Raw genomic sequence first — 25,940 nt, forward strand, 5'->3', positions numbered from 1 at the left:
GGCGCAGCTGGCGTCTGCGACGAATCGACCCCGTCGCGTGACGAAACCCCGCGCGGCGTGGCACGTTCGGGCACCTGCCATCGGGCGCGCGGTCGCCCCCTCGGAACGAGGCTGCCGTCATGACATTGCTGCGCCGGGAAGCCCTGATCCTGATCGGCGCCGGGCTCGCCGGCGGCGCGCATGCGGCCGATGGGCCGCGGGCGACCGATTTCGGTTTCGATACGCCGGAGGGCGGCCCGATGCCCCTCTCGGCCTATGCCGGCCGCCCGATCCTCGTGGTCAACACCGCGACGGCCTGCGGCTATGCCGGACAGCTCGCCGGCCTTCAGACGCTGTGGACCCGCTTCCGCGACCGGGGCCTCACGGTCATCGGGGTGCCCTCGCCGGATTTCGGCAATCAGGAGCCCCTGGACGGGCCGGCGATCGCGGAGGCCGCCCGGAAGAACCACGGCGTCACCTTCCCGTTGACCGCCAAGACCCGCGTGCGGATGCCGGGCGCCCACCCGTTCTACCGTTGGGCCGCGGCCGAGCGCCCGGCCGAGACGCCCCGCTGGAACTTCCACAAGTACCTGATCGCCCGCGACGGCACCCTCGCGGCCGCCTTCGCCACGCAGGTCGAGCCCACAGATCCGCGCGTGATCTCGGGGATCGCCGCCACCCTCGATCAGGCCTGAGCAACGCCGCGCGCGGGCGGAGGGATTAAACGGCCGTGCGTCCGCGTTCACACCCTATGGCATCGGATAAGAACAAGCGTCCCGACCTTCTTGATCTGCTCGTGCCGCTGCGGCGCTACGCGCGGTCGCTCACCCGCGACACGCTGCGGGCCGACGACCTCGTGCACGACACCCTGGTCCGCGCCCTGGAGATGCAGGGCTCGCTGCGCCCGAACACGAACCTGCGCACCTGGATGATGACGGTGCTGCACAACGCCTTCATCGACGAGCAGCGCCGCAAGCAGGTCGAGGCGCGCCACGCCGACACGCTGGTCCGGATGGCCGACGACATGGCGCCGCCGGCCCAGGAGGGCCGGGTCCGTCTCGCCCAGATCCGCCAAGCCTTCCTCACCCTGCCCGAGGAGCAGCGCGCCGCCCTGCACCTCGTGACCCTGGAGGGAATGGCCTATGCCGACGCGGCCGCCGTGCTCGGCATCCCGATCGGCACGCTGATGTCCCGCCTCGGCCGCGGCCGGGCGGCGCTGCGGGCCTTCGAGGAGGGCGCGCGCACCGACCGGGCCGCCGATGAGGCGGAGTCCGGCCGATCCCCCGAGACACGGCGCGGGCCGCCGTCGGCGCTGCGGCTCGTCGTGTCGGACGAGCCGCAGCGCCACTCGGTTTGGCCGCTCCGGCGCGCCGTCGGTGAGGCCTGAGGATAGGCCGGCACCGCCTGCGGTGCCGGCAGGATAGGACGATTGAGACCGGCGGATAGCCCTCCGGGCTACGCTGGATTCGAGGACTTCACGATGATTGATCCGATCACAGACGACGATCTCATCGCCTTCGTCGACGGGCAGATCGACCCGATGCGCCGCCTCGAGGTCGAGGCGCATCTGGCGGCCGATCCCGCAGCCGCGGCCCGGGTGATGGCCGAGATGCACGACCGCGACGCCCTCCGGGCCTGTTTCGAGCGTGTGCCGGGACCCGGGCCCGACCGGACCCTTGCGCTGGCGCGCCGCTTCGACCGGAACCTGCGCTGGCGCCGGGTCGCCTCGCGCCTGAAGCGGGCCGCCGCCATCGCGGTGCTCGTCGGCGCCGGATGGCTCGCCCACGACGAGATCGGCCAGTTCGGCGTGCCCGATACCCTGGCGGCGACCCCGGATCCGGCGCTGCTGTCGGATGCCCGGCAGGCCCGCGCGGTGGCGCAGCTGCGCAAGAGCATCGCCGGGCAGGGCGACGGTCCGGTCTACGACCGGGCGCGGCTCCGCACCGTCACGGGCATCGACCTGCCGACCCTTCCGGAGGGCTGGCACGTGCGCGACATCCAGATCTTCCCCGCCCGGCACGGCACCGGCATCGAGATCGCGCTCGACGCCGGGACCTTCGGCGAGGCGTCGCTGTTCGCCACCCGCGGGATCCGCGGCGGTCCGGCGACGCTCACCGGCTCGGACGACGGCGACGTCCTCTCGTGGAATGCCGGCGACACCGCCTACGCCCTCAGCGGCCCGCGGGACGACGCGGATCTGCGCCAGGCCGCGAGCCTGCTCGGGGCCGGCGCGGCGATCCGCTGACCCTACCCTGACCGAACTTTGACCTCCGGTGGGGCCCTCGACAGGGCGCCCCGGCGGGTGCCAAAGATCGGCCATGCAGGCCGTCGGTTCAGGACACGAGGATGACGGGCTCGCCGCCCTGTTCGCGGCAGCCCGGTCTGTGCGCGAACGGGCGCACGCTCCGTATTCCCGCTTTCGGGTCGGCGCCGCGCTCCGCGACGAGGTCGGCGCGATCCATGCCGGCTGCAATGTCGAGAACGCCGCCTATCCGGTCGGCACCTGCGCGGAGGCGGGGGCGATCGCCGCGATGATCGCGGCCGGCGGCCGGCGGGTCGCGGCGATCCTGGTCTGCGGCGACGGCGCGGGCCTCGTGACGCCCTGCGGTGCCTGCCGCCAGCGCATCCGTGAATTCGCCGCGCCGGACACGCCGATCCACGCGGCCGGGCCGGAGGGTGTCCTCCGCAGCTTCACGCTGGCGGAGCTTCTGCCGGAATCCTTCGGTCCGGAGACGCTGGGTGAGTGAGGCGGCTGCCCTCGATACGCTGCGCGCCGCCGGCTTCGCGGGACCTTACGCCTGCGCGGTGGTCACCGGCACCGGCCTCGGCGGCATCGCCGCCGCCCTCGCGGACGCGATTGCCATCGACTACGCGGCGGTCCCCGGCTTTCCGGGGCCTGGCGTCAGCGGCCACGGCGGCCGGCTGCACCGCGGCACCCTGGCAGGGCGACCCGTCCTGGTGTTCGAGGGGCGGGCCCATGCCTACGAGCACGGCGATCCGGCGGTGATGCGCGTGCCGCTCGCCTGCGCCCGGCAGCTCGGCGCCCGGCGCCTGCTGCTCACCAACGCGTCCGGTTCGCTCCGGCCTGAGACCGGCCCCGGCAGCCTCGTGCTGCTCGCCGACCACATCAATCTCTCCGGCCTGAATCCCCTGATCGGTGAGGCCAGCGACGCCCGCTTCGTGCCGATGACCGAAGCCTATGATCCGGACCTTCGGGCGCGGCTCCGCGCGGCGGCCGCGGCCTGCGGTGTGCCTCTGGGAGAGGGCGTTTACGCGTGGTTCTCCGGCCCGAGCTTCGAGACGCCCGCGGAGGTTCGTATGGCGGGCATCCTCGGGGCCGATTGCGTCGGCATGTCCACCGTGCCCGAGGTCATCCTCGCCCGCTTCCTCGATCTGCCGGTCGCCGCGGTCTCGGTGGTGACCAATCTGGCGGCCGGGATTGCCGGGGGCGCGCCGCACCACGCGGAGACGAAGGCGGTGGCAGCCCGCGCCGCGGCGGATCTCGGACGCTTGGTCCGGGCCTTCGTGGCCGGCCTGCCCGACGGAGACATGTCCGATGAGTGATCCCGAAGCCGGCGCGGTCGCCCGCCGGGCGCTGCCACTCCTCGACCTCACCGATCTCGGCGAGACCTGCACCGAGAGCAAGATCAATACCCTCTGCCGGGACGCGAAACGCGGCGGCGTGGCGGCGATCTGCGTCTGGCCCCGCTTCGTCGAGCAGGGCGCACGGGCGCTCGCGGGCACGGGGATCCGTGTCGCCACGGTGATCAATTTCCCGGCCGGCGGCGAGGACTGCGCCCGCGCAACCGACGACACCGCCGAGGCGCTGCGCGACGGGGCGAACGAGATCGACCTCGTCTTGCCCTACCGCGCCCTGCTGCGGGGCGACGCGGCCATCGCCCGCGACATGGTGGAGGCCGTGCGCGACACCTGCGGCTCGGCGATCCTCAAGGTGATCCTGGAGACGGGCGAGCTCGCCGATCCGACGCGGATCCGGGAAGCCAGCCGGCTCGCCCTGGAGGCGGGCGCCGACTTCCTCAAGACCTCTACGGGCAAGAGCCCGGTCTCGGCGACTCCGGACGCGGCCGAGGCGATGCTCTCCGAGATCCGCGCGAGCGGCCGACCGGCGGGCCTCAAGGTCTCCGGCGGCCTGCGCAGCGTCGCCGACGCCGCGGCCTACCTCGCCCTGGCCGATCGGGTCATGGGGCCGGGCTGGATCACCCAGAAGACCTTCCGGCTCGGGGCGAGCAGCCTGTTCGAGACCCTGATGCAGGCGCGGGAAGTCTGAGGGTGCGGCTTCCCCAGGAGACGATCCGCGCCAAGCGAGACGGCCTGTCCCTCGACCCCGAGGAAATCCGCGCCTTCGTCCAGGGTCTCACCAACGGTGCGGTCGGGGAGGGACAGGCCGCGGCCTTCGCGATGGCGGTATTCTTCCGCGGGCTCGCGCTGCCGGAGCGGGTGGCGCTGACCCGCGCCATGGCCGAGTCGGGCCGCGTCCTCACCTGGAGCCTGCCCGGTCCGGTGCTGGACAAGCACTCCACCGGCGGGATCGGCGACACGGTGAGCCTGCCGCTCGCTGCCATGGTGGCGGCCTGCGGCGGCTACGTGCCGATGATCTCCGGCCGGGGGCTCGGCCATACCGGCGGCACGCTGGACAAGCTCGGCAGCATCCCGGGCTACGACGCCACGCCGGGGCTCGACGCGTTCCGACGGGTTGTCGGGGAGGTCGGCTGCGCGATCATCGGGCAGACGGCCGACCTCGCCCCGGCCGACCGGCGCCTCTACGCGATCCGCGACGTGACCGGCACGGTGGAATCCCTCGACCTGATCACCGCGTCGATCCTGTCGAAGAAGCTGGCCGCGGGCCTCGACGGGCTGGTGATGGACGTCAAGCAGGGCTCCGGCGCCTTCATGGAGAGCCTGCCGGCGGCGCAGGCGCTGGCCGAGAGCATCGTCACGGTGGCGGGCGGCGCGGGCCTGCGCACGACCGCGCTGATCACCAACATGGACGCGCCGCTGGCCAGCGCCGCCGGCAACGCCGTCGAGGTAGCCTACGCGATCGATTACCTGACGGGCGTACGCCGCGAGCCGCGCTTCCACGCGGTCACGCTGGCGCTGGGCGCCGAGATGCTTGTGGCCGGCGGTCTGGCGCCGGATCGGGACGACGCTGCGGCGCGGCTGGAGCAGGCGCTCGCCACGGGCCGGGCGGCCGAGCGCTTCGCCCGCATGGTCACCGCCCTCGGCGGGCCGGGCGACCTCCTGGAAAAGCCGGCCCGGTCCCTGTCCGAGGCGCCGGTGCAGCGGCCGGTCCATCAGACCGGAACCGTCGCGGCAGTCGCGACGCGGGCGCTCGGCTTGGCGGTGATCGAACTCGGCGGCGGTCGCACCCGGCCGGAGGATGCCATCGACCCACGGGTCGGCTTCACCGATCTCGCCGGCCCCGGCGCGTCCGGCGGCCTGCTCGGGATCGTCCACGCCGCCGATGAGGCCGCGGCCGATCAGGCGGAGGCCGCCCTGCGGGCCGCCTATCGGATGGGGGCGGCGCCAGCGGAGCGGCCGGCCGTCATCGAACGGGTGAGCGCCGGTTAGCGTCCGGCCCGTCGAGCGGCCGCACCCGGGTGGCGGCCGGGCGCGGCTGCGATGTCCTGAAAAGGCGCGCCCCGCTCACGTGGAACGCGCGCCCCTCAGGAGCCTACCAGCGGCCGTGGCCGTGCCGATGACCCCAGCCGCCGTGGTGATGGTGACGCGGGCCGAAACCATGGTGGCGCCAGCCGTAATGGTGCCCCCGACCCCAGCCGCCGTGATGGTGATGGCGCGGGCCGAAACCGTGGTGACCCCAGCCGCCATGGCGGTGACCGTAGCCATGACCGTACTGGACGGTGTGGACCTCGCCGGAACCCTGCTGCAATCCTGCGTCGCGGCTCGGCGGCGCGGCCATGGCCGGCGCCGCGAGGGCAAGGCCGCCGAAGGCCAGCGCTGCAGCCAAGCGGGTGCGTGCGGTCTTGGTGAACATCGAGGTTCTCCTGTTCCACGCCGGGCGCGATTGCGCGTCCGGCCGTGTCTCAGGTGTGAACCGTTGAAGTTGACATCAACGTGAGCTGCTCGCTCAGCCCGTGTTCAGGTCGACCCGGCCGCCGCTTCTGAAACGTCTGCTCTTCTCCGCGTTCGGGGGCGCGTCGACGCACAAGCCTTCACCCCGTCGTCCCCAGGCCACGCAGGGGAGCCCTGGATCCAGAAACGCGGACCTGCCAGGACCTTGCACGAACGGTGCTTCTGGATTGCGGGCTCGCTTGCGGCGCGCCGGAATGACAGGGTGGTCGATCGCTGCCGTCTGGACAATCGTCCCTGCAGCGAGGGCCGTGTTCAGCTCAGGGCCGGCGGTAGACCCAGACCCGAGCCGGCGGCAGGTTCAGCCAGACCCGGTTGGAGCGGTCGGCGGTGTAGCTGCCGGCCTCGCAGCGGGCCGGGATCGGCGGCACCACCGCGTAGGTGAACTGCACGAACGGCGCGCCCGGCTGCATCAGGTCGTGGGCGGTGTTGAGCAGGTCGAGCCGCTGCTCCAGCGGCTTGGTGAACAGCGGCAGGCTGGAGATCGTCGCGGCGGCGGGCTGCGTGAGCACGGCCTTGAGGCTGGCGCGCATGTCGTAGGCGTCGCCGCGGATCACCGTGACGCCGGGGAACCTATGCGTGAGCAGGCGGCAGAAATCGGGGTTGAACTCGACGAGGATCAGCCGCTCCGGTGCGACGCCGCGCCGGATCAGCGCCTCGGTCACCGGGCCGGTGCCGGGCCCAAGCTCGACGACCGGGCCTTCCCGCCGCGGATCGACGTAGGACGCCATGGTCCGGGCCAGCATCTTGCCCGAGGGCGTCACGGCACCCGTCACCAGCGGTCGCTCGAACCAGGAGCGGAGGAAGCGGGCCTCGTCCTCCAAGGGGTCGCGCCGCGGCCCGAAAATCGCGCTCCTGGCGGCAGGAGCCTTCGCGTTGGGACGGCGGAGCGGCGGCAAGTCCTGGATTCCTTGATGCCGGATGAGAATGAAAGGCTAGAGAACGGCGCTGTCTTACAGTCAAGCCGGGACGGCGCCTAGGGTACGCAGGCCACGCCGGCCGCATGCATAACAGGTCTTCCCCGGTTTGGGATCCGACCTCACGGACGGACGGTGCCGCCGAAGAAGTCCCGCACCTTCGAGAAGAAGCCCGCGGATTCGGGGTGGTTCTCCGGGGAGGCCGACTGGTCGAACTCCTGGAGCAGCTCGCGCTGGCGCTTGGTCAGGTTCTGCGGGGTCTCGACGAAGACCTGGATGTAGAGGTCGCCGACCTCCCGCGAGCGGAGCACCGGCATGCCCTTGCCCTTGATGCGGAACTGCTTGGCGGTCTGCGTGCCCGCGGGGATGCGCACCTGCGTCTGCGAGCCGTCGATCACCGGCACGGTGATCTCGCCGGACAGCGCGGCGGTGACCATCGAGATCGGCACCCGGCAGAACAGGTCGGCGCCGTCGCGCTGGAAGAACTCGTGCTGCTTGATCGACAGGAAGACGTAGAGGTCCCCCGCCGGGCCGCCGCGCAACCCGCTCTCGCCCTCTCCGGCGAGCCGGATCCGCAACCCGTCATCGACGCCCGCCGGCACGTTGATCGAGAGGGTACGCTCGCGGTTGACGCGCCCGGCGCCCTGGCAGGCGGTGCAGGGATCGTCGACGATCTCGCCGCGGCCGTGGCAGTTCGGGCAGGTGCGCTCGATGGCGAAGAAGCCCTGTGCGGCCCGGACGCGCCCGTAGCCCGCGCAGGTCGGGCAGGTCCTGGGCTTCGAGCCGGGCTTGGCGCCGGAACCGTCGCAGGCCTCGCAGGTCACCGAGGTCGGGATCTTGATGGTCTCGGCCTTGCCGGCGAACGCCTCCTCAAGGGTGATCTCGAGATTGTAGCGCAGGTCGGCCCCACGCTCGCGGCCCGGCGCGCCGCCGCGCCCCCGGGCGCCGCCGGCGGCGCCACGGCCGTCGCCGAAGAAATTGTCGAAGATGTCCGACATGAAGTCGCCGAACTCGTTGCCGAATCCGGGTCCGCCGGCGCCGCCCTGGCTGAAGGCCGCGTGGCCGAACCGGTCGTAGGCGGCGCGCTTCTGGCCGTCGGAGAGGCACTGATAGGCCTCGTTGATTTCCTTGAACTTGATCTCGGCGTCCTTGTCGCCGGGATTGCGGTCGGGATGATAGGTCATCGCGAGCTTGCGGAAAGCGACCTTCATCTCGCTTTCCGTGGCGGTCTTGGTGACCCCCAGGATCTCATAATAGTCCCGCTTCGACATCCCGCCCTCAGGTGCCTTCCCGTCGGCCCGAACTTCGGATCGCGACGCTTCTACTCTCGCTTCGTCATTCCGGGGCACCGCAGGCGAGCCCGGAATCCAGAAGCACTGCCCGTGCAGAACGTTGATCTGTCGGCGCTTCTGGCTTCCGGGCTTCGCTTCGCGTCGCCGGAATGACGGAGCCTTCGGATCAGCTGCCCACGCAAACGCAGGGCCGGATCGCTCCGGCCCTGCGCGGTCGTATCAGAAATGCGCCTCAGGCGCGCTTCTTCTGGTCCTTCTCGTCGACCTCCTGGAAGTCGGCGTCGATGACGTCGTCCTTCTTCTCGGAGGCCGCCGCCTCGGCACCGGCATCCGGGCCGGCCGCCTGATTGGCGGCGTACATGGCCTCGCCGAGCTTCATCGAGGCCTGCATCAGGTCCGTGGTGCGGGCCTTGATCGCCTCAACGTCCTCGCCCTCGAGCGCGGTCTTGAGCGCGGTCATCGCGGTCTCGATCGCGCCCTTGTCGGCGGCCGGGACCTTGTCGCCGTACTCCGTCACCGACTTCTCGGTGGCGTGGATCAGGCTCTCGCCCTGGTTCTTCACCTCGACGAGCTCACGCCGCTTCTTGTCGGCCTCGGCATTCGCCTCGGCGTCCTTGACCATGCGCTCGATGTCGGCGTCCGAGAGGCCACCCGAGGCCTGGATGCGGATCTGGTGTTCCTTGTTGGTCGCCTTGTCCTTGGCCGTCACGTTGACGATGCCGTTGGCGTCGATGTCGAAGGTCACCTCGATCTGCGGCATGCCGCGGGGCGCCGGCGGGATGCCGACGAGGTCGAACTGGCCGAGCAGCTTGTTGTCGGCCGCCATCTCGCGCTCGCCCTGGAAGACCCGGATCGTGACCGCGTTCTGGTTGTCTTCCGCTGTCGAGAAGGTCTGGGACTTTTTGGTCGGGATCGTGGTGTTGCGGTCGATGAGCCGGGTGAACACGCCGCCCAGCGTCTCGATGCCGAGCGACAGCGGGGTCACGTCGAGGAGCAGCACGTCCTTGACGTCGCCCTGGAGCACCCCCGCCTGCACGGCGGCGCCGATGGCCACGACCTCATCCGGGTTGACGCCCTTGTGGGGCTCCTTGCCGAAGAAGGACTTCACCACCTCCTGGATCTTCGGCATGCGGATCATGCCGCCGACCAGCACCACCTCGTCGATCTCGGAGGCCGACACGCCGGCATCCTTGAGCGCCTTGCGGCAGGGCTCGATCGTCCGCTGCACCAGATCGTCGACGAGCGACTCGAACTTCGCGCGGCTGAGCTTCAGCGCAAGGTGCTTCGGGCCGGTGTTGTCGGCGGTGATGTAGGGCAGGTTGATCTCGGTCTGAGTGGCCGAGGACAGCTCGATCTTCGCCTTCTCGGCGGCCTCCTTGAGGCGCTGAAGGGCGAGCTTGTCCTTGGTCAGATCGATGCCCTGCTCCTTCTTGAACTCGGCCGTCAGATACTCGACGACGCGGTTGTCGAAGTCCTCACCGCCCAGGAAGGTGTCGCCGTTCGTCGACTTCACTTCGAAGACGCCGTCGCCGATCTCAAGGATCGACACGTCGAAGGTGCCGCCGCCGAGGTCGTAAACGGCGATCGTGCCGGACTTCTTCTTGTCGAGGCCGTAGGCGAGCGCCGCCGCGGTCGGCTCGTTGATGATGCGGAGCACCTCGAGGCCCGCGATCTTGCCGGCATCCTTGGTGGCCTGACGCTGGGCGTCGTTGAAGTAGGCCGGGACCGTGATGACTGCCTGCGTGACCGGCTGGCCGAGATGCGACTCGGCAGTCTCCTTCATCTTCTGCAGCGTGAAGGCGGAGATCTGCGAGGGCGAGTACTTCTTGCCGTCCGCCTCGACCCAGGCGTCGCCATTATCGCCGCGGGCGATCTTGTAGGGCACGAGGCCCTTGTCCTTCTGGGTCATCGGGTCGTCGTAGGTCCGGCCGATGAGCCGTTTGATGGCGAAGAACGTGCGCTCGGGGTTCGTGACCGCCTGGCGCTTGGCCGGCTGGCCGACGAGCCGCTCGCCGTCGTCCGTGAAGGCGACGATGGACGGCGTGGTGCGCGCGCCTTCCGAATTCTCGATGACCTTGGGCTGCGTGCCTTCCATCACGGCCACGCAGGAATTGGTGGTGCCGAGGTCGATGCCGATAACTTTACCCATGGTGGGATCCCTCTTTGTGTCGCGTTCAAGCAGACCGCCGAGCCCCGAAGCAGCTCGGCCCATGGCGGTGTACGGAGGTGATGTGAGTATGGGACCCGGGCCGGATCAAGGGCCGTGAACGGCTGAAACCCAGCGCGCAATCCCGCGTCGAGGGCGATATAAGAAGCCCGCAACGGGCTCGCAAGGCGAAGCCTGCACGCGGCGATCGGCCGGGCGCAGCGTTGCTATCTCTTTGTGTTCCCGGCAGGATATCGCCCGAGACTGCGATCTTGCCGGATGGCGTGATGGCATTTTGTTGCTTCGCTGCCACGTCCGCGCCATCGAGGGCGTGTTAACGTTTCGACAAGGGGTTGCGTGTGGCCCCGCCACTTCGTGTCCCCCGTAGAGAACGATGCGTCTGAACCGCAGCTTCCTGCTCCCGATCCTGGCGGTCGCCGTCGCGGCGCCCGCGATGCTGACTTCGCCGCCTGCGCATGCGCAGAACTTCTTCGAGCGTCTGTTCGGCATCAAGCCCGATCGACCCCCGGTGCCGCCCCGCGGCGTTCCCGAGGCTCCGCCCGCGGCACCCGCGCCGGGCGCACCCGGTGAGCCGGGGCAGCCTCCAGCGGCGGAAGCGCCGCGCCCCGCGCCCGTGCCGGCGCGCCCGGTCGTGCTCAAGACTCCGTCGGAGGACGGCATCCTCGGGCAGGAGCTCATGCTGAACGGGTTGTCCGGCGCCCTGAAGCTGGAACGGTCCGGCACCGCGATCACCGCCCGGATCAAGCTGCCGGGGACCAAGATCTCGCAGCCGGCCGAGACGTGCACGGTGCCGCTCGCGGGCGGCAATCCCGTCTCGTTGAGCGCCGAGGGCAAGCCCGAGGGCGTCCCGCGTTTCGAGGCCGCCGGGGCCGAGTGCCCGCTGCGTTTCGACGTGACCGAGGGTGGGGTCCTGGTCTCGACCCTCGGCTCAGGTCCGGTCTGCACCTTCTCGGCCGCGGACTGCGCCACGACCCCCACGGGTCTCTGGGGGCCGGCCGCCGCCACCCTGATTCCGCGGGCCGGCGAATTCGACACGGGTCGGGGCGTCGCCGACAAGGCCGTGCGCGACAATTACAAGCTCATGACGCAGCGGGCCCGGCGCGAGGACGTGCGGCCGATCGTAAGCGAGCAGGCTGCCTTCTCGTCGGATCGGGAGCAGCTCTGCCGCACCTATTCTCGGGAAGGCTCGCACGGGTTCTGCCACCTGCGCGTCACCGAGAACCGGGCTCTGGCCCTAGCCACCCGCCTCGGTGCCAACACGGCGGTTCCGACCGCCGCGGCCGCGCCGCGCCGGCCCCGGCCGAAGCCCGCCGTCGAAGGCATGAACCCGGACGCGGGCGGCGGTGCCGACGCCGTTCAGGAATAGGCCACCGCGCCGATCCGCGCCTCATCGCCGGCTGGCAGTTCGGCTCGAGCGCCCTTGCGCGCCAAGCGATGCAACCCGGCGCAACGTGAGGCCAGTCGCGCTCCCGGCCGGATCAGGCCCGGCCGGCGGTCATCGACAGCATCGCGGGGTCGATGCCGTTCGCCCGCAGGGCGAGGTCGTACTTCGCGTCGAGGTCGGCGTTGAAGATCAGGGCCGGATCGGCCGGGCAGTTGAGCCAGCCATTGGCCATGATCTCACTCTCCAGCTGGCCCGCCTGCCAGCCGGCATAGCCGAGCGCCAGCACGGCGCTCGCCGGTCCCTCGCCGCTGGCGATGGCCCGAAGGATCTCCACGGTCGCCGTCAGGCAGATGCCGTCGTCGATGATCAGCGTCGATTGCTGGATGTGGAAATCGTCGGTGTGGAGGACGAAGCCGCGTCGTCCCTCCACGGGACCACCCATCAGGACCGGCATGTGCCCGACGCGCTCGCGCAGGCGGATCGCGTCCGCCTCGGGCGCCACGTCGAGCTGGACCAGCAGATCCGGCATGCTGATGTCGGTCGCCGCCTTGTTCACGATGATGCCCATCGCCCCGTCGGCGGAATGGGCGCAGACGTAGATCACCGAGCGGGCGAAGCGCTCGTCCGCCATCCCCGGCATCGCTACGAGGAACTGGCCGTCGAGGAAGTTCGGTCCGGAGAGCGCGGAACGCGCGGGCGACGCTGGGTTCTGCATACCCACATGCTACGCGGTGCCCTCCGCTTGTCCAGCGGACAAAGCGCCCGACCGGCTTGGCGCGGCGTCATGAGCACCGGACTTCGAGCACGCGGCTTCCTCGACAGGTCCTGTCTGTCACGCTAGGTCAGGCGCGCTGCTCACGCGCGCAATCTTGGCGCGCGGCAACGAGGAACCCGCGATGATCCAGGTTGGCGACCATCTGCCCCAGGCCACGTTCCGGGTGACCGGTCCGGAAGGCCCGATCGCCCGCACCACCGACGACGTGTTCAAGGGTCGGCGCGTGGTGCTGATCGGCGTGCCCGGCGCCTTCACGCCGAGCTGCCACCGCAACCACTTGCCGGGCTTCGTCACCCACAAGGACGAGATCCTCGGCCGCGGTGTCGATGCGATCGCTGTGACCAGCGTCAACGACGTGTTCGTGCTCGACGCCTGGTCGAAGGCCAGCGGGGCCGAAGGCCTGGAATTCCTCGCCGATGGCAATGCCGACTTCGCCAAGGCGATCGGCCTTGAGATGGACGGCACCGGTTTCGGTCTCGGCATGCGCTCGAAGCGCTACTCCATGCTCGTCGAGGATGGCGTCGTGCGCATCCTGAACGTGGAGGAGACGCCTTCGAAGGCCGAGGCGTCGGGTGCGGAGGCGCTCCTGAAGGTGCTCTGAGCCGGCTTCCCGCCCTCGGCGAGCCCTTTTAAGGCCACGTTCCGCCCGCTTCTGTCTTCGGGCTTTGCCCGAAGACCGGCCTCGAGGACCGCATGGCCTTCCTGAACGACCTGCCTATCGCCGATCTGATCGCGAATTACGGCTACATCGCCATCTTCGTGATCATCACCCTGGAAAGCGCCGGCGTGCCCTGCCCGGGCGAGACGGTGCTGATTTCGGCCGCCGTCTATGCCGGCAGTACGGGCAACCTCAACATCGGCCTCGTGATCGCCGCGGCCGCGGCGGCCGCGATCCTGGGTGACAATGTCGGCTACTGGGCCGGTCGCCGCTGGGGCATGCCCCTGCTCCTGCGCTACGGACACGTGATCGCCCTCGATCACGGACGCCTCAAGCTCGGCCAATACCTGTTCCGCCGCCATGGCGGGAAGATCGTGTTCTTCGGCCGCTTCACCGCGATGCTGCGTGCCTACGCGGCCCTGCTGGCGGGCGTGAACCGCCTGGATGCCCGCCGATTCTTCGCCTTCAACGCGCTGGGCGGGATCACCTGGGCGGCCAGCATGGGCATCGGCTCATATTATTGCGGGCGCTCGATCGAGCACATCGTGGGTCCGGTCGGCCTGACGCTACTGGCCCTGGTGGTGTTCGGCGGCCTGGCCCTCTGGCTGTTCGTGCGTCGGCACGAGGCGCGCCTGCTCGGCGAGGCGGAGATCGCCATTCCCGGCCCGCTCGCCTGAAGCCGTCACCGCGCGGCGAGGTCGAGCGCTGCGAGGGCATCGTGATGCAGGAGCAGCACGCCCGTCGCGGCCGCGAGCCGGCGGGCCGCCGGCGTGAATCCGGCATTCGACACGACCGCGGCGCGGTCGCCCGCCCAGTAGCGCTGGGCCGCCGCCGCTTCCTGCACCGCGGCATTGCCGACGGGCTTGCTCAGCCGCTTGCACTGAACCACGAGGCGCAGGCCGTCACGCACCGCGACGATGTCGGCACCCTGATCGCCGCTCGCCGGGGTCCTGTGCGCCCGCCAGCCGGCCTCAGCAAGGCGATCCGCGCAGAAGCGTTCGTACTCGAGCCCCTCCTCCGGAGCGTCCTCCTCGTCCGGGAGCGCGACCGCAGCGGCCTCGGCCTCGACGATCGCCAGCATCCGCTCGCGCTCCGAGACGGCGAGATCGGCGTAGCGTGGACCAATCTGCGGCAGCACCGTGCGATCGAGGAAGTACGCCCGCTCGCGCAGCCAGCCGTCCTCGATCCAGTTGCCGTAGGCGTCGCAGAAGCTCTCCTGGCGCCGCCGGAGCGCCAGGGTCTCACCATGCGCCCGGGCGATGCGGCGGACCCGAGCCCGGAACCGGCGGGGCCGGCCGACATGGCGCGTCAGGACCAGCGCGAGAGCGGCGCCCGTCGCCGCGAAGCCGGGCGTGCCGTACCAGAACCCGAATGGGCAGCCGATCACGGCCGTCCAGAACAGGCGGGCGACGGGGCTGGGCTTGCCGGACATCGGGTCTCGGGAGTGTGGAGGGGCGTTCGACCCTCGCAAGCGCCCCTTGCCCGATACCTAAACCGGGGCTGGAAAGCTGTGGATGCGCGCGGACGCGCTCAGCCTTTCCGGCGCTGATGGCCGAGCCCCATGCTCTTGGCGAGGCTGGACCGGGCGGCCGCATAGTTCGGCGCCACCATCGGGTAGTCGGGCGGGAGACCCCATTTCTGACGGTACGCGTCGGGCGTCATGTCGTAATGGGTGCGCAGGTGGCGCTTGAGCGACTTGAACTTCTTCCCGTCCTCCAGGCACACGATGAAGTCCGGCTGGACCGAGCGCCGGACCGGGACGGCAGGCCGTAACTCCTCCGCCGGCGCCGCCGCGGGCTGGCTGAGCCCATGCAGCGTCGCGTGGACGGCCGCGATCAGGCTCGGCAGTTCCGGCGCGGGCACCGGATTGTTGCTCACGAACGCCGATACGATGTCGACCGACAGCGTGAGATAGTCCGGTTGCCCTTCAACCGTGGCATCCATCCCGCAATCTCCTCGTGATCCCTGGCCTTGGCCGTCGCTCTGCGCCGAAGGGCCGGAATCTGTTTCTGGTTGGCCCGATACAGGGTAGTTGAGGCGCAGTTACTATGGTGGCGCGAATTTGATGGCAAGACCAATCTAGATCGGTTCACAAAATCCATTTTGACGACGGTAAAGGTTGATAGATATTGGACATCGTGGATGTCTCTGTAGGGCCCGGCAGCCCCGGAGCCGCGTCCGACAGGGGCGGGCCGATCGGGCATTGCCCGTGCGGCGGCCTGCGCCATCTGGTAGAGCGGCGCAGGCCTGGAGGCTCGCCGGATCCCGATGCCAGCGAGGGACACCGCATGCACGCCGGCACGCATCCCCCACAGGATCTCATCCCGTGACGGCGGCCCTGTGAGCGGCCGGTCGTGAGTACCTATCGGTTCGACAAGCTGCTGGCGCCCCGCTCGATCGCCCTGGTCGCGGCCATGACGCGGGAGGGCTCGCTGGGTCGCAGCGTGCTGGACAGCCTGCGCGGCGCCGGCTTTCCGGGCGCGATCATGCCGGTGCAGCCCGATCAGGCCACCATCGACGGCCTGCCCTGCGTGCCACGGATCGCCGATCTGCCAGCCGTCCCCGATCTCGTCCTGATCGCGGTGCCGCCGCCGGGTGTTCCCGACGTGGTGGCGCAGGCCGCCGCGATCGGCGCCGGGGCGGCCGTCATCCTCACTGCCCGGCTCGGCTCGGAGCCGGACGATCCCGGGCCGACGGCACATCGGATCGCCCGTGCGCATGGCCTGCGCCTGCTCGGGCCTGACAGTGCCGGGCTCGCGGTGCCGGGCGCCAAGCTCAATGCCAGCCTCTTCGCCCATGCCCCCAAGGCCGGGGACCTCGCGCTCGTCTCGCAATCCGGCACCGTCGCCGCGGCCCTCGTCGAATGGGGCGCCCGCCACGGGACCGGCTTCTCGGCGGTCCTGTCGCTGGGCAGCGTGCTCGATATCGGCGTGGCCGATTGCCTGGATCACTTCGCCGCCGATTACCGCACCCGCGCGATCCTTCTGTGCCTCGACCGGGTCGCCGATGCGCGCCGGTTCATGTCGGCGGCGCGCGCTGCGGCCCGCGCGAAACCCGTCGTGGTGCTGCGCGCCGGCCGTCACCGCCCGGACAGGCGCGCGGCCGTGACCCATACCGGCGCGCTGGCCCGGCCGGACGCGGTCTACGCGGCGGCCTTCCGGCGGGCCGGTCTCCTGGCCGTCCAGGATCTCGACGAGATGTTCTCCGCGGTCGAGACCCTCGGGCGCCAGCGTCCGTTCCCGGGCGACCGGCTGGCCATCCTGTCGAACGGCCGCGGCATCGGCCTGCTCGCCGCCGACCGGCTGATCGAGAAGTCGGGCAGCCTTGCCGGAGCCGCCGCAGCCGAGGGGCGTCCGGCCGGCAATCCGCTCGACCTCGGCATCGACGCGGCGGGCCCGGCCTTCTCGGGCGCCCTGGGCCCGATGCTCGTGGACCGGACGAGCGATGCCGTGCTGGCGATCCACGTCCCGACCGCCCGCTCGGAGGCCGGCGAGGTCGCGAGCGCGATCGCCGACACGGTCAAGCGGGCCCGGGCCGGCCAGACGCGCAAGAAGCCGGTCTTCGCGGTCTGCCTGGGCGACGCTGAGGCCGCGCGCGACGCCTACGCCCGGGCCGGGATCCCGCATTTCACCACCGATTCGGAGGCGATCGAGGGCTTCCTCCATCTCGTGCGTTACCGCGAGGCGCAGGACGACCTCATGCGCACGCCGGGTTCGCTGCCGCGCGACTTCTCCCCCGATACGGCCCGCGCCCGCTCGATCATCGCCGGCGCCCTCCGTCAGGGCGCCGCGTGGCTCGATCCGGTCGCGGTGAACGGCCTACTGGAGGCCTACGGCATCCCGACCGTCCCCATCACCCTCGCCCCCGACAAGGATGCCGCCGCCGCCGCCGCGTGGCCGATCATCGCGGCGGGCGGGGCCGTAGCCCTCAAGGTCGTCTCTCCCGACGTCGTGCATAAATCCGATGTCGGCGGGGTCCATCTCGACCTCACCAGCGAGGCCGATGTCCGCGCGGCCGCGGGCAGCATCCTGACCCGGGCGCGCCGGGAGCGGCCGGATGCGCGGGTCACCGGTTTCGCCGTGCAGCCGATGGTGCGCAGGGGCCAGCGGCGCGAGCTTATCGCCGGCCTCGCCGAGGATCCGGTCTTCGGCCCTGTCGTGGTTTTCGGCCGCGGCGGCACGGCGGTGGAGGTGATCGACGACCGGGCGCTCGGCCTGCCGCCCCTGGACCTGATCCTCGCCCGCGACCTCATCGGCCGCACCCGCGTCGCCCGGCGTCTCGACAGCTACCGCGACGTGCCGGCGGCCGACCTGCCGACGATCGCGCTGACGCTGGTGAAATTGTCCCAATTGGCCGCCGACCTGCCGCAGGTCCGCGAACTCGACATCAACCCGTTGCTCGCCGACGAGACCGGCGTGCTGGCACTCGACGCCAAGGTCCGGATCAATCGCTCCGAGAAGAGGCAATACGGCCGCGGCCATCCGCGCTTCGCGATCCGCCCCTACCCGGCGGAGTGGGTCCGCACCCTCAATCTCAAGGACCGCACGATCCGCGTGCGGCCAGTGCGACCCGAGGACGAGGGCCTGTTCCTGACCTTCTTCAAGGGGCTGGACCCGGAGGATCTGCGTCTGCGCTTCTTCGGGCCGGTGCGCGAGTTCAGCCACGCCTTCCTGGCACGCCTCACCCAGCTCGACTATGCCCGGGCCATCGCGTTCGTGGCCACCGAGGTCGAGCCGAACGGGGGCGAGCGGATGCTCGGTGCCGTGCGGCTGCACGCCGACGCCAACCACGAGAGCGGCGAGTACGCGATCGCGGTGGGCCGCGACGTCCGGGGCACGGGTCTGGCCTTCGCCCTCATGCGCCTGATGATCGACTGGGCGCGCTCGGAGGGGATCGGCCGGGTCGAGGGCTCGGTGCTGGCCGAGAACAGGCCGATGCTGGCCGTCTGCCGCCGCCTCGGCTTCGCGCAGGGGCGCGACCCGGAGGATCCCGGTTTGGTCAAAGTGCGGCTGGATCTGGCGGGGGCTTGATGCCTGCTCGGATGCAGGGCGCCCGCGCCGCTAAGCCCTGGCCATCGTCATCCCGGGTCCGCGGGAGCGGAACCCGGGATCCAGACCTACCGACGCGGCAAGTCTTTCACCGACCAGGCGTCCGGATTCCGCGCTCGCCTGCGGCGCCCCGGGATGACGCTGAAGGGTGACCCTCAAGGACGTCAGGCTTCGTGAGGCTCGAATCCGAGAGCCCGCACCCGTGAAATGGCCGCTGTCGGTGGCATTCCGGACGATCCGATGGCGCAAACACGAGCGCTCATCGACATCGCGGGGTTGGGTCAGCGGATAGCGTCAACGGATTCCAAAGTGCGGCGCTCCGCTGTGGGCTTGGCCGAAGCAGGCTTCGTCGGGCCGGGCTTGGCCGCCACTGCGGGCATCCCAGCGGGTCTGGCTGTCGGCGCGGCGACGGCCGGCTTCACAAGCGCGGGGACGCTGGCCGCAGGCGGGATCGCGCCGGTGGCCGCGGGTTCCGGAGCCGGCGTGTCGAGATTGTAGATGTCGTCGCGGAAATGCGCCTTGCCGTCCGGGGTGGCGTAGCCCGTGAGGTACACGAAGGTCACCGGAACCGGCTTCGGCAGTTTGATGTCGCGGCGCTCGCCGTCGGCGATGCCGGTCTCGATCTCGATCGGCCCCCAGCTCGTGCCCGGGCCGTTCGGGCCATCGGTGCCCTGCAGCAGCCAGCCGACGAGCTCCTTCACCTGACCCACGCGGACGCAGCCGTGGCTGTGGAAGCGCACGCTGGCGGCGAACAGCGATTTCGCCGGCGTGTCGTGCATGTAGACGGCAAAACGGTTCGGCATGTCGATCCGCACCTGGCCTAGCGAATTGTCGAAGCCGGAATCTTGCCGCAGCGTGTAGTTGACGGCCTTCTCGCCCGCCCAATCGATCTTGGTCGGGTCGACCTCGCCGGAGGGCCCGAGGATCCGGATGTGGTTCTTGGCGAGATAGCCCGGATTCTTGCGCATTTGCGGGATGATCTCGTTCTTCACCACCGAGGCCGGGACGGTCCAGGTCGGGTTGAAGTTGATGTCGGTGATGCGCGTCTCCACGGCCGGGGTCGCCTTGTCGGGGGAGCCGACCACCGCGACGTAGCGGCGGACCACCGTGCCGTTCTCCACCGCCTCGACGGCGGCCGAGGGGATGTTGACCACGACGTAGCGCTCGCCGAACGGGAATTTCGAGCCCATGAGCCGGGACGCCGAGGCGGCGAGCTGACGCTGACGCACCGAGGCGGGCACGTTGAGCGCGTTGATCGTGAGCCGGCCCAGGATGCCGCTGTCGGGCAAGCCGTGGCGGCCCTGGAAGGCCGCGATCGCGGCCACGAGGGGCGGATCGAGGCGGTCGCTCGGGGGCGCGTCCGCCGGCAGGTCGCCGGTCAGGGTCAGATGGTGGCGCAACGCCGGGATCGCCGGGTTGCGCTCGCCGGGCTTCAGGCGCGCGAGATCCTCGGGCAGCCGCTCCCAGCCGCCGGCCTCCGCGAAGGCCGCGTAACGCTCCGCCGCCCGGAGCGTGTCCAGGAAGGTGCGCGCCGTCAGCGTCGGGTTCGGGTCGGCGGAGACCTTGGCGTAGACGAGGGGCGCCGGCTCACGCGATTTCCGCGCCGTCTCCTGCGGCTTGCCCGGGAGGGGCTTGGATTCGGGGGATGCCGTCTCCGCGGGCTTGGATTCGGCCGGCTTCGTCTCGGGGCCTTTCGCCTCCGGCACCTTGGTCTCCGCGCCTTTGCCGGGCGATCCGGTGTCCGGGCTCGGCGGCAGCGTAGCCGGAATGGCGCGCGGCGGTACCGGCCCCGGAGGCGGGCTGGCCGCCGGGACGGCCGCGGGGGCGCCCTGCGCCAGCGCCGCGACGGACGTGCCGAGCAGCGCCAGGAGCGACAGGCCCGTACCGAGACGGGCACGCGGGTCGGCAGGACGGCGGGGTGGGACCGGGACCATACGCAACACTCCCGACGCGCTCAGGCGGCGCGACCGGGCCGGATGATGGGCCGGCGTGGTTACCAATCTCCTCCGGCCATGAGAGTGGCCCGAGACCCGGATTCACGATCCTGCAATTGGTTCAGCCGCGTGAGGTTTCGTGCGGATGTCGGCCGGCGCGAAAACGGCGCTTATACATTTTATGACGTGCTGGCTTCGGCACCGCCGTCTTTGCGAGCGGAGCAAAGCAATCCAGACAGCGCCCCGTTCATCGACGGCGCGCTGCCCTGGGTCACGTCGCTCCGCTCGCGATGACGGCGTGAGACACCTCAATCGAAGCGTTCCATCGGACACCGCATGGCTGGTCCGCCACGGCTGCCCAGACCCAGACAGGAGATCGGTTCCCGCCATGCCGCATCCCGGAGACCCGTGTCCCGCAGCGATGCCCTACCTGCCGCAGCTCGACGGGGTTCGGGCGCTCGCCATCCTGATCGTGTTCGCGGCCCATTGCGGCTACAGCCACATCGTGCCGGGCGGCTTCGGCGTCACAATCTTCTTCTTCCTCAGCGGCTATCTGATCACCACGCTCCTGCGGATCGAGCGGGCGCGGACGGGTGCGGTCTCGCTCTCCGCCTTCTATCTGCGGCGGAGCCTGCGCATCCTGCCGCCGATGTACCTGACGCTGCTCGCCTCCGGAGCGCTCTACGCGACGGGCCTCCTCAACTGGATGCCCGTCGCGCCGGCGGCGGTGCTGGGCCAAGTGACGTTCCTGACCAACTATCCCGGCCTGTTCGGCACCGAGGCGGTGCTGCCGGTGCCGCTCTGGAGCCTCGCCATCGAGGAGCACTTCTACCTCGTCTTCCCGCTGGCCTTCGTGCTGTGGCTCGGGCGTCTCGCGCCGCGCCGGGCCGCGCTCGCCTGTCTGGGACTCTGCGCGGCGGTCCTGGCGATCCGGTGCAGCAACGTCTGGCGGTTGCCGGATTACAGCCTGAACTACAGCTGGACCCACACCCGCATCGACGCGATCCTGTTCGGCTGCTGCCTCGGCCTGTGGAACAACCCGGTGATCCCGGCCGACCGGGCTCGGCGCCCCGCGCTCTGGCACGTCGCCGCCAGCCTCGCGGTGATCCTCGGGACCCTGGCGGTCCGCGATCCCGCCTTCCGCGAGAGCCTGCGCTACACGCTCCAGAGCGCCGCCCTGTTCGTGCCCTTCGCGTACCTGCTGCACGGGGAGGGGTCTCTGGTGCGGGTGCTGGCGAGCCGGCCGATGCGGCAGCTGGGGCTCTGGTCCTACAGCTTCTACCTCGCCCACATGACGGTGGTGGCCCTGGTGCTGCACCTGCGGCCTGGACTCCACGGGTTCGGGCTGATGCTGGCGGCCTTCCCGGTGACGCTGCTCTGGTGCTGGGGCATGTACGGGCTCGTCGAACGCCCCTGCGCGCGTCTCCGCCGCCGCCTCCTGGCGGACCGGCCGCCGGAGCCGAGCCTCGCCGAGGACAGCCGTCGGGCCGGCGTCACGCCCGCCTGAGCTTGTCGCGGGCGACCCTGTGATCCGGCGCGGCCTCGAAGGCCGCCTTCATCGCGTGCCAGAGCGGCTTGCGCTGGAACTGCGCGTCGAGCGGCAGCGCCCGCTGCGGCAGGCCATCGGGTCGCTTGCGGTAGGGGTGGTCGTTCAGCCACGTATCCGGGTCGTAGATGTCCCAGGTCACGACATCGAGGCAGGCGGGCTCGTCCAGCACCACGTCGAGGAAGCGGCGGGCGAAGTCGGCCACCCTCCGGTCGCGGGTGGCCACGTCGGACGGAAACGCCCGGTCGTCGATGTCGAGCTCGGTGATCTCGATCCCGAGCCCCATCTGGCCGATCTCCCGCAGGAAGCGGCGCAGCTGGCCCTGGTCGATCGGGATCGTGCTGGTGAGATGCGATTGCAGGCCGAAGCGCCGGATCGGCACGCCGCGGGCGCGCATCGCCTCCAAGCGGCGCAGGACCTTGGTGCGCTTTGCCTCCATCCAGGGCACGCCCTGCTCCACCGCGTCCTCGTTCCACGTGCCGGCCGCCGTAGGGTCGGTCTCGTGCAGGATCCGGAAGGCCAGATCGACGTAGCCGGGGCCGATCGAGGCGAGCCAGGGCGAGTCGCGCAGGCCGCCGCCGCGGTCGGGATCGGCCTCGTTGCCGAGGATCTCGTTGACCACGTCCCAGGCGACGATCTGGCCCCGGTAATGCCCCGCCACCGTCTCGATCCAGCGCCGCATGAAGTCCTCGGCCTGGACGGCGCTGGCCCGGCCGAGCAGTGGCCCGACCCAGGGCGGCAGCGCCGCGTGCCAGACGAGCGTGTGGCCGCGCATGCGCTGGCCGTTCGCTCGGGCGAACCGCAGGATGGCGTCGCCGCGGGCGAAGTCGGTCTTGCCGGGGGCGGGCAAAACCTCCTCCATCTTCATCTCGGTGCCGCAGACGAGGAGGCCGCACTCGCGTGCCACCGCCTGCCGGTAGGCGGGGGTCGCGTCGAAGCGGTGGAACGGCACCTCGCAGCCGTAGAGCAGGCCCTTGGCCGACGCGGCCGCCTGGAGGCTGTCGCCCGACCAGGATGGGCGGCCGGGAGGGCCGAACCCGGCCGGACCGGCCGCCCGCGCCGTCGCCGCGAGACCGAGGGTGGCCGCACCGGCCAGGATCGACCGGCGGCTCGGGGGAGGGGGCATCCGGGTCCTGGTATCCTGAGGGCGCAGCCTCACCCTAACAGACGCCGCTCCTGCGGCGATCCGCGGGTTCTGCGGGGTTTCGGTACGCTGCCGCGAACTCGCCTTCCTCCAGGCTCGCCCCATCTGATGGGCGCCAGTCAGCCGAGGATCCGTCATGAGCCAGCACCCCGCGATCAGCCCCGGTCGCAACGCGGTCGTCACCGGGGCTGCGAGCGGCATCGGGCTTGCCGCCGCGCAGGCCTTCGCCCGGGCCGGCATGAATGTCTGGCTCGCCGACCTGCCGGGGCCGGCCCTGGACGCGGCCCGGGCCGCCGTCGCCGAACTCGCCGCCGTCGAAGTGCGCGCCGTACCCACCGACGTTTCGGACCGGGGCGCCGTGGAGGCCCTGGCGGCCGCCGTCGCCAAGGCCGGACCGCCCGCCCTGGTGATGCTGAATGCGGGGATCGAGGCCGGCGGAAAGCTGTTCTCCGACGCCGATACCTGGGCGCGGATCCTGGGCACCAACCTCGGCGGCGTGGTCAACGGCATCCACGCCTTCGCACCCGCCATGATCGAGGGCGGCAAGGCCGGGGCGATCATCGTCACCGGCTCGAAGCAGGGCATCACCACGCCGCCGGGCAACGCGCCCTACAACGTCTCGAAGGCGGGCGTGAAGGCGGTCACCGAGGCGCTCGCCCACGAGTTGCGCAACCGGGAGGGCTGCCACACCACGGCCCACCTGCTGATCCCCGGCTTCGTCTATACCGGGCTCACCAAGGCCCGCGGCGTCACCGAGAAGCCGGCTGGCGCCTGGACGCCCGAGGAGACCGTGGCGTTCATGCTGGAGCGGCTCGCCGCCGGCGACTTCTACATCCTCTGCCCCGACAACGAGACCACCCGCGCCCAGGATGCGAAGCGGATCGCCTGGGCGTCTGGCGACATCGTCGAGAACCGGCCTGCCCTGTCGCGCTGGCATCCGGACTACGCCGAGGCGTTCAAGCGGTACATGGAGGGCTGACCCAATCGGCCTCGCGCTGCCCTGAGTCACTTCGCTGCGCTCGCGAAGATTGAGCGTGACGCGATCGGGTCGCCCGGACCTGTCGCGGCCGAGCCCCGGCCCGGGCAGCGCAGGCCTGCGCCCCTCGTCTGGCGAAGCCCTTGCACACGGGCTAGGTCAGTGCGACGCAGCCGCCGCACGAGACCAGCGCACGACAACCGGGAGCCGCACTTGGCCACGATCATCCCCGTCGCTTCCTTCGACTGCGTCGTGTTCGGCGCGACTGGCGATCTGACCGCGCGGAAGCTGCTGCCGGCGCTGTTCTACCGCTTCCGCGACGGCCAGATTCCCGAGACGAGCCGAATCATCGGTGCCTCGCGTTCGGAACTGTCCATCGACGCCTTCCACGAGCACGCCCGCGACGCGCTCAAGCGCTTCGTGCCGGCCGCCGACCTGACCGACGCCATGCTCGGGCGATTCCTCGACCACGTCGACTACGTCGCGGTCGACGGGGCCGGCGACAGCGGCTGGACCGACCTCGTCGCCAAGCTCGACGAGCGGCCCGACCAAGTCCGGCCCTACTACCTCGCCACCTCGCCCGACCTCTACGGCTCGATCTGCCGCAACCTCGCCGCCCACGGGCTCGTCGGCGAGAAGTCCCGCGTCGTGCTGGAGAAGCCGATCGGCAAGGACCTGAAATCGGCCCGCGCGATCAACGACGCGGTCGGCGAGGTCTTCCCCGAATCGCAGATCTTCCGGATCGACCACTATCTCGGCAAGGAGACGGTCCAGAACCTGCTGTCGCTCCGCTTCGCCAACACGATCTTCGAGCGGCTCTGGACCTCGGATGTGATTGACCACGTCCAGATCACGGTCGCCGAGACGGTGGGGGTCGAGGGCCGGGCCGGCTACTACGACACGTCGGGCGCGATGCGCGACATGCTGCAGAACCACATCCTGCAGCTGCTCTGCCTCACCGCCATGGAGAGCCCGCTCAATCTCGAGGCGAACTCGGTCCGCGACGAGAAGCTGAAGGTGCTGCGCGCCCTCAAGCCGATCACGGCCCACGACGTGCAGGCGGTCACCGTGCGCGGCCAGTACGTGGCGGGCGCCGTCGACGGCAAGCCGGTGGAGGGCTACCTCGCCGAGCTCGGCCACGAGAGCCGGACCGAGACCTTCGTGGCCATGAAGGTCGAGATCCAGTCCGGGCGCTGGGCCGGGGTGCCGTTCTACCTGCGCACCGGCAAGCGGCTGCCCCAGAAGCTCTCCGAGATCGTGGTGCAGTTCCGCGCCTCGCCCTTCTCGATCTTCCCCGAGGAGGCCTTCGGCCGCGAGCCGAACCGGCTGGTGATCCGCCTGCAGCCGCAGGAGGGCATGAAGCTCGAGGTGATGACCAAGGATCCCGGTCCCGGCGGCCTGCGCCTGCGCCCGACCGACCTCGACATCTCCTTCGAGGAGACCTTCAAGCAGCGCTATCCCGACGCCTACGAGCGCCTGCTGATGGACGTGGTCCGCGGCAACGCCACCCTGTTCATGCGCCGCGACGAGGTCGAGGCCGCCTGGGCCTGGGCCGACGGCGTGCTCAAGGCCTGGGCCGATCGGCCCGAGGCGCCGCGGCCCTACCCGGCGGGGAGCTGGGGGCCGACCGCCGCCATCGCGCTGATCGAGCGCGATGGCCGGACATGGCACGAGGAATTGCGGTAACGACGCGCGCCGGTTTACGGCCAAGCTGCCTTGATGCGGTCAAGCCAGATGTGAACACTGTCTGTGCCGCCGATCACCGCCCCACAAGAGGGTGGATACGGTATGCACGAGGGATCATCACATGCTGGCCACCCATCAGGACCCGGCCGCGCAGGCCGAGCGCCGCTTGGAGCGTTCGGTCGCCGCCGCCCTGCGCGTCATCGCCGCCGCCCATGTCGAGCGGCAGGCGCCGCCGATCTCCGCCGCACGCCGCCGCCTGAGCGAGGTGTACGGCGCCACCCGTCTCGCGCGTCGCCTGGAGCAGGAACGCCGGACCGCCTGAACGC

Annotated in this window: 24 protein-coding genes; 15 read left to right on the forward strand and 9 right to left on the reverse strand. The window is 70.8% G+C overall.

Going from position 1 to position 25,940, the window contains the following annotated elements:
- Positions 1–119: 119 nt before the first annotated feature.
- The 7 genes from AC3WSN_RS26330 to deoA all read left to right on the forward strand — a co-directional run bounded on the left by AC3WSN_RS26330 (position 120) and on the right by deoA (position 5,568).
- The gene (locus tag AC3WSN_RS26330; RefSeq protein ID WP_192706160.1) at positions 120–674 is read left to right on the forward strand and encodes a glutathione peroxidase; all 555 of its coding nucleotides are present in this window, start codon (positions 120–122) and stop codon (positions 672–674) included.
- A gap of 56 nt (positions 675–730) precedes the next feature.
- Complete coding sequence (locus tag AC3WSN_RS26335; protein WP_492542009.1) at positions 731–1,366, forward strand: sigma-70 family RNA polymerase sigma factor; 636 nt, start codon at positions 731–733, stop codon at positions 1,364–1,366.
- Between the two features lie 93 nt (positions 1,367–1,459).
- Complete coding sequence (locus AC3WSN_RS26340; RefSeq protein ID WP_492542011.1) at positions 1,460–2,224, forward strand: anti-sigma factor family protein; 765 nt, start codon at positions 1,460–1,462, stop codon at positions 2,222–2,224.
- A 73-nt stretch (positions 2,225–2,297) separates the two neighbouring features.
- Positions 2,298–2,726, forward strand: coding sequence for a cytidine deaminase (gene cdd / locus AC3WSN_RS26345; protein WP_192706163.1), 429 nt, complete (start codon positions 2,298–2,300; stop codon positions 2,724–2,726).
- Positions 2,719–3,543, forward strand: coding sequence for a purine-nucleoside phosphorylase (locus tag AC3WSN_RS26350; RefSeq protein WP_192706164.1), 825 nt, complete (start codon positions 2,719–2,721; stop codon positions 3,541–3,543). The genes cdd and AC3WSN_RS26350 overlap by 8 nt, the downstream gene beginning before the upstream one ends.
- Positions 3,536–4,267, forward strand: a complete 732-nt coding sequence (deoC, locus tag AC3WSN_RS26355) for a deoxyribose-phosphate aldolase (protein WP_492542014.1) — start codon at positions 3,536–3,538, stop codon at positions 4,265–4,267. The genes AC3WSN_RS26350 and deoC overlap by 8 nt, the downstream gene beginning before the upstream one ends.
- Positions 4,268–4,269: 2 nt before the next feature.
- Positions 4,270–5,568: a thymidine phosphorylase gene (gene deoA, locus AC3WSN_RS26360; protein WP_192706166.1), complete on the forward strand. Its 1,299-nt coding sequence runs from the start codon at positions 4,270–4,272 to the stop codon at positions 5,566–5,568.
- Between the two features lie 103 nt (positions 5,569–5,671).
- Here deoA and AC3WSN_RS26365 read toward each other — a convergent pair whose 3' ends face one another.
- The 4 genes from AC3WSN_RS26365 to dnaK all read right to left on the reverse strand — a co-directional run bounded on the left by AC3WSN_RS26365 (position 5,672) and on the right by dnaK (position 10,445).
- Entirely contained in the window at positions 5,672–5,992 is a 321-nt protein-coding gene (locus tag AC3WSN_RS26365) for a hypothetical protein (RefSeq protein WP_492542016.1), read from the reverse strand.
- Between the two features lie 355 nt (positions 5,993–6,347).
- Positions 6,348–6,986: a class I SAM-dependent methyltransferase gene (locus AC3WSN_RS26370; RefSeq protein ID WP_192706168.1), complete on the reverse strand. Its 639-nt coding sequence runs from the start codon at positions 6,984–6,986 to the stop codon at positions 6,348–6,350.
- Between the two features lie 140 nt (positions 6,987–7,126).
- Positions 7,127–8,275, reverse strand: coding sequence for a molecular chaperone DnaJ (dnaJ, locus tag AC3WSN_RS26375; RefSeq protein WP_492542018.1), 1,149 nt, complete (start codon positions 8,273–8,275; stop codon positions 7,127–7,129).
- A gap of 253 nt (positions 8,276–8,528) precedes the next feature.
- Positions 8,529–10,445: a molecular chaperone DnaK gene (gene dnaK / locus AC3WSN_RS26380; RefSeq protein WP_492542020.1), complete on the reverse strand. Its 1,917-nt coding sequence runs from the start codon at positions 10,443–10,445 to the stop codon at positions 8,529–8,531.
- Positions 10,446–10,836: 391 nt separating this feature from the next.
- On the opposite strand from dnaK, the gene AC3WSN_RS26385 reads away from it, so the two are divergent.
- On the forward strand, positions 10,837–11,829 hold the full coding sequence (locus tag AC3WSN_RS26385) for a hypothetical protein (RefSeq protein ID WP_492542022.1): 993 nt from the start codon (positions 10,837–10,839) through the stop codon (positions 11,827–11,829).
- Positions 11,830–11,941: 112 nt separating this feature from the next.
- On the opposite strand, the gene AC3WSN_RS26390 is transcribed toward AC3WSN_RS26385, so the two are convergent.
- On the reverse strand, positions 11,942–12,562 hold the full coding sequence (locus AC3WSN_RS26390; protein ID WP_192706172.1) for a YqgE/AlgH family protein: 621 nt from the start codon (positions 12,560–12,562) through the stop codon (positions 11,942–11,944).
- A 181-nt stretch (positions 12,563–12,743) separates the two neighbouring features.
- Between AC3WSN_RS26390 and AC3WSN_RS26395 the strand changes: the two genes are divergently transcribed.
- Positions 12,744–13,223 carry a peroxiredoxin gene (locus tag AC3WSN_RS26395; protein WP_192706173.1) on the forward strand — a complete coding sequence of 160 codons (480 nt, stop codon included), beginning with the start codon at positions 12,744–12,746 and terminating at the stop codon, positions 13,221–13,223.
- Between the two features lie 92 nt (positions 13,224–13,315).
- Positions 13,316–13,957, forward strand: a complete 642-nt coding sequence (locus AC3WSN_RS26400; protein WP_192706174.1) for a DedA family protein — start codon at positions 13,316–13,318, stop codon at positions 13,955–13,957.
- Between the two features lie 5 nt (positions 13,958–13,962).
- On the opposite strand, the gene AC3WSN_RS26405 is transcribed toward AC3WSN_RS26400, so the two are convergent.
- Both AC3WSN_RS26405 and AC3WSN_RS26410 read right to left on the reverse strand, forming a co-directional pair.
- Complete coding sequence (locus tag AC3WSN_RS26405) at positions 13,963–14,712, reverse strand: restriction endonuclease (protein WP_492542025.1); 750 nt, start codon at positions 14,710–14,712, stop codon at positions 13,963–13,965.
- Between the two features lie 98 nt (positions 14,713–14,810).
- Complete coding sequence (locus tag AC3WSN_RS26410) at positions 14,811–15,224, reverse strand: Ros/MucR family transcriptional regulator (protein ID WP_192706176.1); 414 nt, start codon at positions 15,222–15,224, stop codon at positions 14,811–14,813.
- Between the two features lie 410 nt (positions 15,225–15,634).
- On the opposite strand from AC3WSN_RS26410, the gene AC3WSN_RS26415 reads away from it, so the two are divergent.
- The gene (locus tag AC3WSN_RS26415) at positions 15,635–18,310 is read left to right on the forward strand and encodes a bifunctional acetate--CoA ligase family protein/GNAT family N-acetyltransferase (RefSeq protein WP_492542027.1); all 2,676 of its coding nucleotides are present in this window, start codon (positions 15,635–15,637) and stop codon (positions 18,308–18,310) included.
- Positions 18,311–18,609: 299 nt separating this feature from the next.
- Here AC3WSN_RS26415 and AC3WSN_RS26420 read toward each other — a convergent pair whose 3' ends face one another.
- The gene (locus tag AC3WSN_RS26420) at positions 18,610–20,262 is read right to left on the reverse strand and encodes a L,D-transpeptidase family protein (RefSeq protein WP_492542029.1); all 1,653 of its coding nucleotides are present in this window, start codon (positions 20,260–20,262) and stop codon (positions 18,610–18,612) included.
- A 388-nt stretch (positions 20,263–20,650) separates the two neighbouring features.
- Between AC3WSN_RS26420 and AC3WSN_RS26425 the strand changes: the two genes are divergently transcribed.
- Entirely contained in the window at positions 20,651–21,769 is a 1,119-nt protein-coding gene (locus AC3WSN_RS26425; RefSeq protein ID WP_492542031.1) for an acyltransferase family protein, read from the forward strand.
- Here the strand turns inward: AC3WSN_RS26425 and AC3WSN_RS26430 are convergent.
- Positions 21,756–22,934, reverse strand: coding sequence for an endo-1,4-beta-xylanase (locus tag AC3WSN_RS26430; RefSeq protein WP_492542033.1), 1,179 nt, complete (start codon positions 22,932–22,934; stop codon positions 21,756–21,758). The genes AC3WSN_RS26425 and AC3WSN_RS26430 overlap by 14 nt on opposite strands.
- A gap of 154 nt (positions 22,935–23,088) precedes the next feature.
- On the opposite strand from AC3WSN_RS26430, the gene AC3WSN_RS26435 reads away from it, so the two are divergent.
- The 3 genes from AC3WSN_RS26435 (at position 23,089) to AC3WSN_RS26445 (ending at position 25,936) form a co-directional block, all read left to right on the forward strand.
- Positions 23,089–23,931: an SDR family NAD(P)-dependent oxidoreductase gene (locus AC3WSN_RS26435; RefSeq protein WP_492542035.1), complete on the forward strand. Its 843-nt coding sequence runs from the start codon at positions 23,089–23,091 to the stop codon at positions 23,929–23,931.
- A gap of 210 nt (positions 23,932–24,141) precedes the next feature.
- The gene (gene zwf, locus AC3WSN_RS26440; protein ID WP_492542037.1) at positions 24,142–25,614 is read left to right on the forward strand and encodes a glucose-6-phosphate dehydrogenase; all 1,473 of its coding nucleotides are present in this window, start codon (positions 24,142–24,144) and stop codon (positions 25,612–25,614) included.
- A 121-nt stretch (positions 25,615–25,735) separates the two neighbouring features.
- Positions 25,736–25,936, forward strand: coding sequence for a hypothetical protein (locus tag AC3WSN_RS26445; RefSeq protein WP_192706183.1), 201 nt, complete (start codon positions 25,736–25,738; stop codon positions 25,934–25,936).
- Positions 25,937–25,940: the final 4 nt, after the last annotated feature.

This window comes from Methylobacterium sp. FW102-HT35C08 (assembly GCF_058790235.1).

Bases quoted from the DNA above. Each gene is read 5' to 3' on its own strand.
- AC3WSN_RS26330 (WP_192706160.1), top strand. From the start codon at position 120: ATGACATTGCTGCGCCGGGAAGCCCTGATCCTGATCGGCGCCGGGCTC.
- AC3WSN_RS26335 (WP_492542009.1), top strand. From the start codon at position 731: ATGGCATCGGATAAGAACAAGCGTCCCGACCTTCTTGATCTGCTCGTG.
- AC3WSN_RS26340 (WP_492542011.1), top strand. From the start codon at position 1,460: ATGATTGATCCGATCACAGACGACGATCTCATCGCCTTCGTCGACGGG.
- cdd (WP_192706163.1), top strand. From the start codon at position 2,298: ATGCAGGCCGTCGGTTCAGGACACGAGGATGACGGGCTCGCCGCCCTG.
- deoC (WP_492542014.1), top strand. From the start codon at position 3,536: ATGAGTGATCCCGAAGCCGGCGCGGTCGCCCGCCGGGCGCTGCCACTC.
- AC3WSN_RS26365 (WP_492542016.1), bottom strand. From the start codon at position 5,992: ATGTTCACCAAGACCGCACGCACCCGCTTGGCTGCAGCGCTGGCCTTC.
- dnaJ (WP_492542018.1), bottom strand. From the start codon at position 8,275: ATGTCGAAGCGGGACTATTATGAGATCCTGGGGGTCACCAAGACCGCC.
- dnaK (WP_492542020.1), bottom strand. From the start codon at position 10,445: ATGGGTAAAGTTATCGGCATCGACCTCGGCACCACCAATTCCTGCGTG.
- AC3WSN_RS26385 (WP_492542022.1), top strand. From the start codon at position 10,837: ATGCGTCTGAACCGCAGCTTCCTGCTCCCGATCCTGGCGGTCGCCGTC.
- AC3WSN_RS26390 (WP_192706172.1), bottom strand. From the start codon at position 12,562: ATGCAGAACCCAGCGTCGCCCGCGCGTTCCGCGCTCTCCGGACCGAAC.
- AC3WSN_RS26395 (WP_192706173.1), top strand. From the start codon at position 12,744: ATGATCCAGGTTGGCGACCATCTGCCCCAGGCCACGTTCCGGGTGACC.
- AC3WSN_RS26400 (WP_192706174.1), top strand. From the start codon at position 13,316: ATGGCCTTCCTGAACGACCTGCCTATCGCCGATCTGATCGCGAATTAC.
- AC3WSN_RS26405 (WP_492542025.1), bottom strand. From the start codon at position 14,712: ATGTCCGGCAAGCCCAGCCCCGTCGCCCGCCTGTTCTGGACGGCCGTG.
- AC3WSN_RS26410 (WP_192706176.1), bottom strand. From the start codon at position 15,224: ATGGATGCCACGGTTGAAGGGCAACCGGACTATCTCACGCTGTCGGTC.
- AC3WSN_RS26420 (WP_492542029.1), bottom strand. From the start codon at position 20,262: ATGGTCCCGGTCCCACCCCGCCGTCCTGCCGACCCGCGTGCCCGTCTC.
- AC3WSN_RS26425 (WP_492542031.1), top strand. From the start codon at position 20,651: ATGCCGCATCCCGGAGACCCGTGTCCCGCAGCGATGCCCTACCTGCCG.
- AC3WSN_RS26430 (WP_492542033.1), bottom strand. From the start codon at position 22,934: ATGCCCCCTCCCCCGAGCCGCCGGTCGATCCTGGCCGGTGCGGCCACC.
- AC3WSN_RS26435 (WP_492542035.1), top strand. From the start codon at position 23,089: ATGAGCCAGCACCCCGCGATCAGCCCCGGTCGCAACGCGGTCGTCACC.
- AC3WSN_RS26445 (WP_192706183.1), top strand. From the start codon at position 25,736: ATGCTGGCCACCCATCAGGACCCGGCCGCGCAGGCCGAGCGCCGCTTG.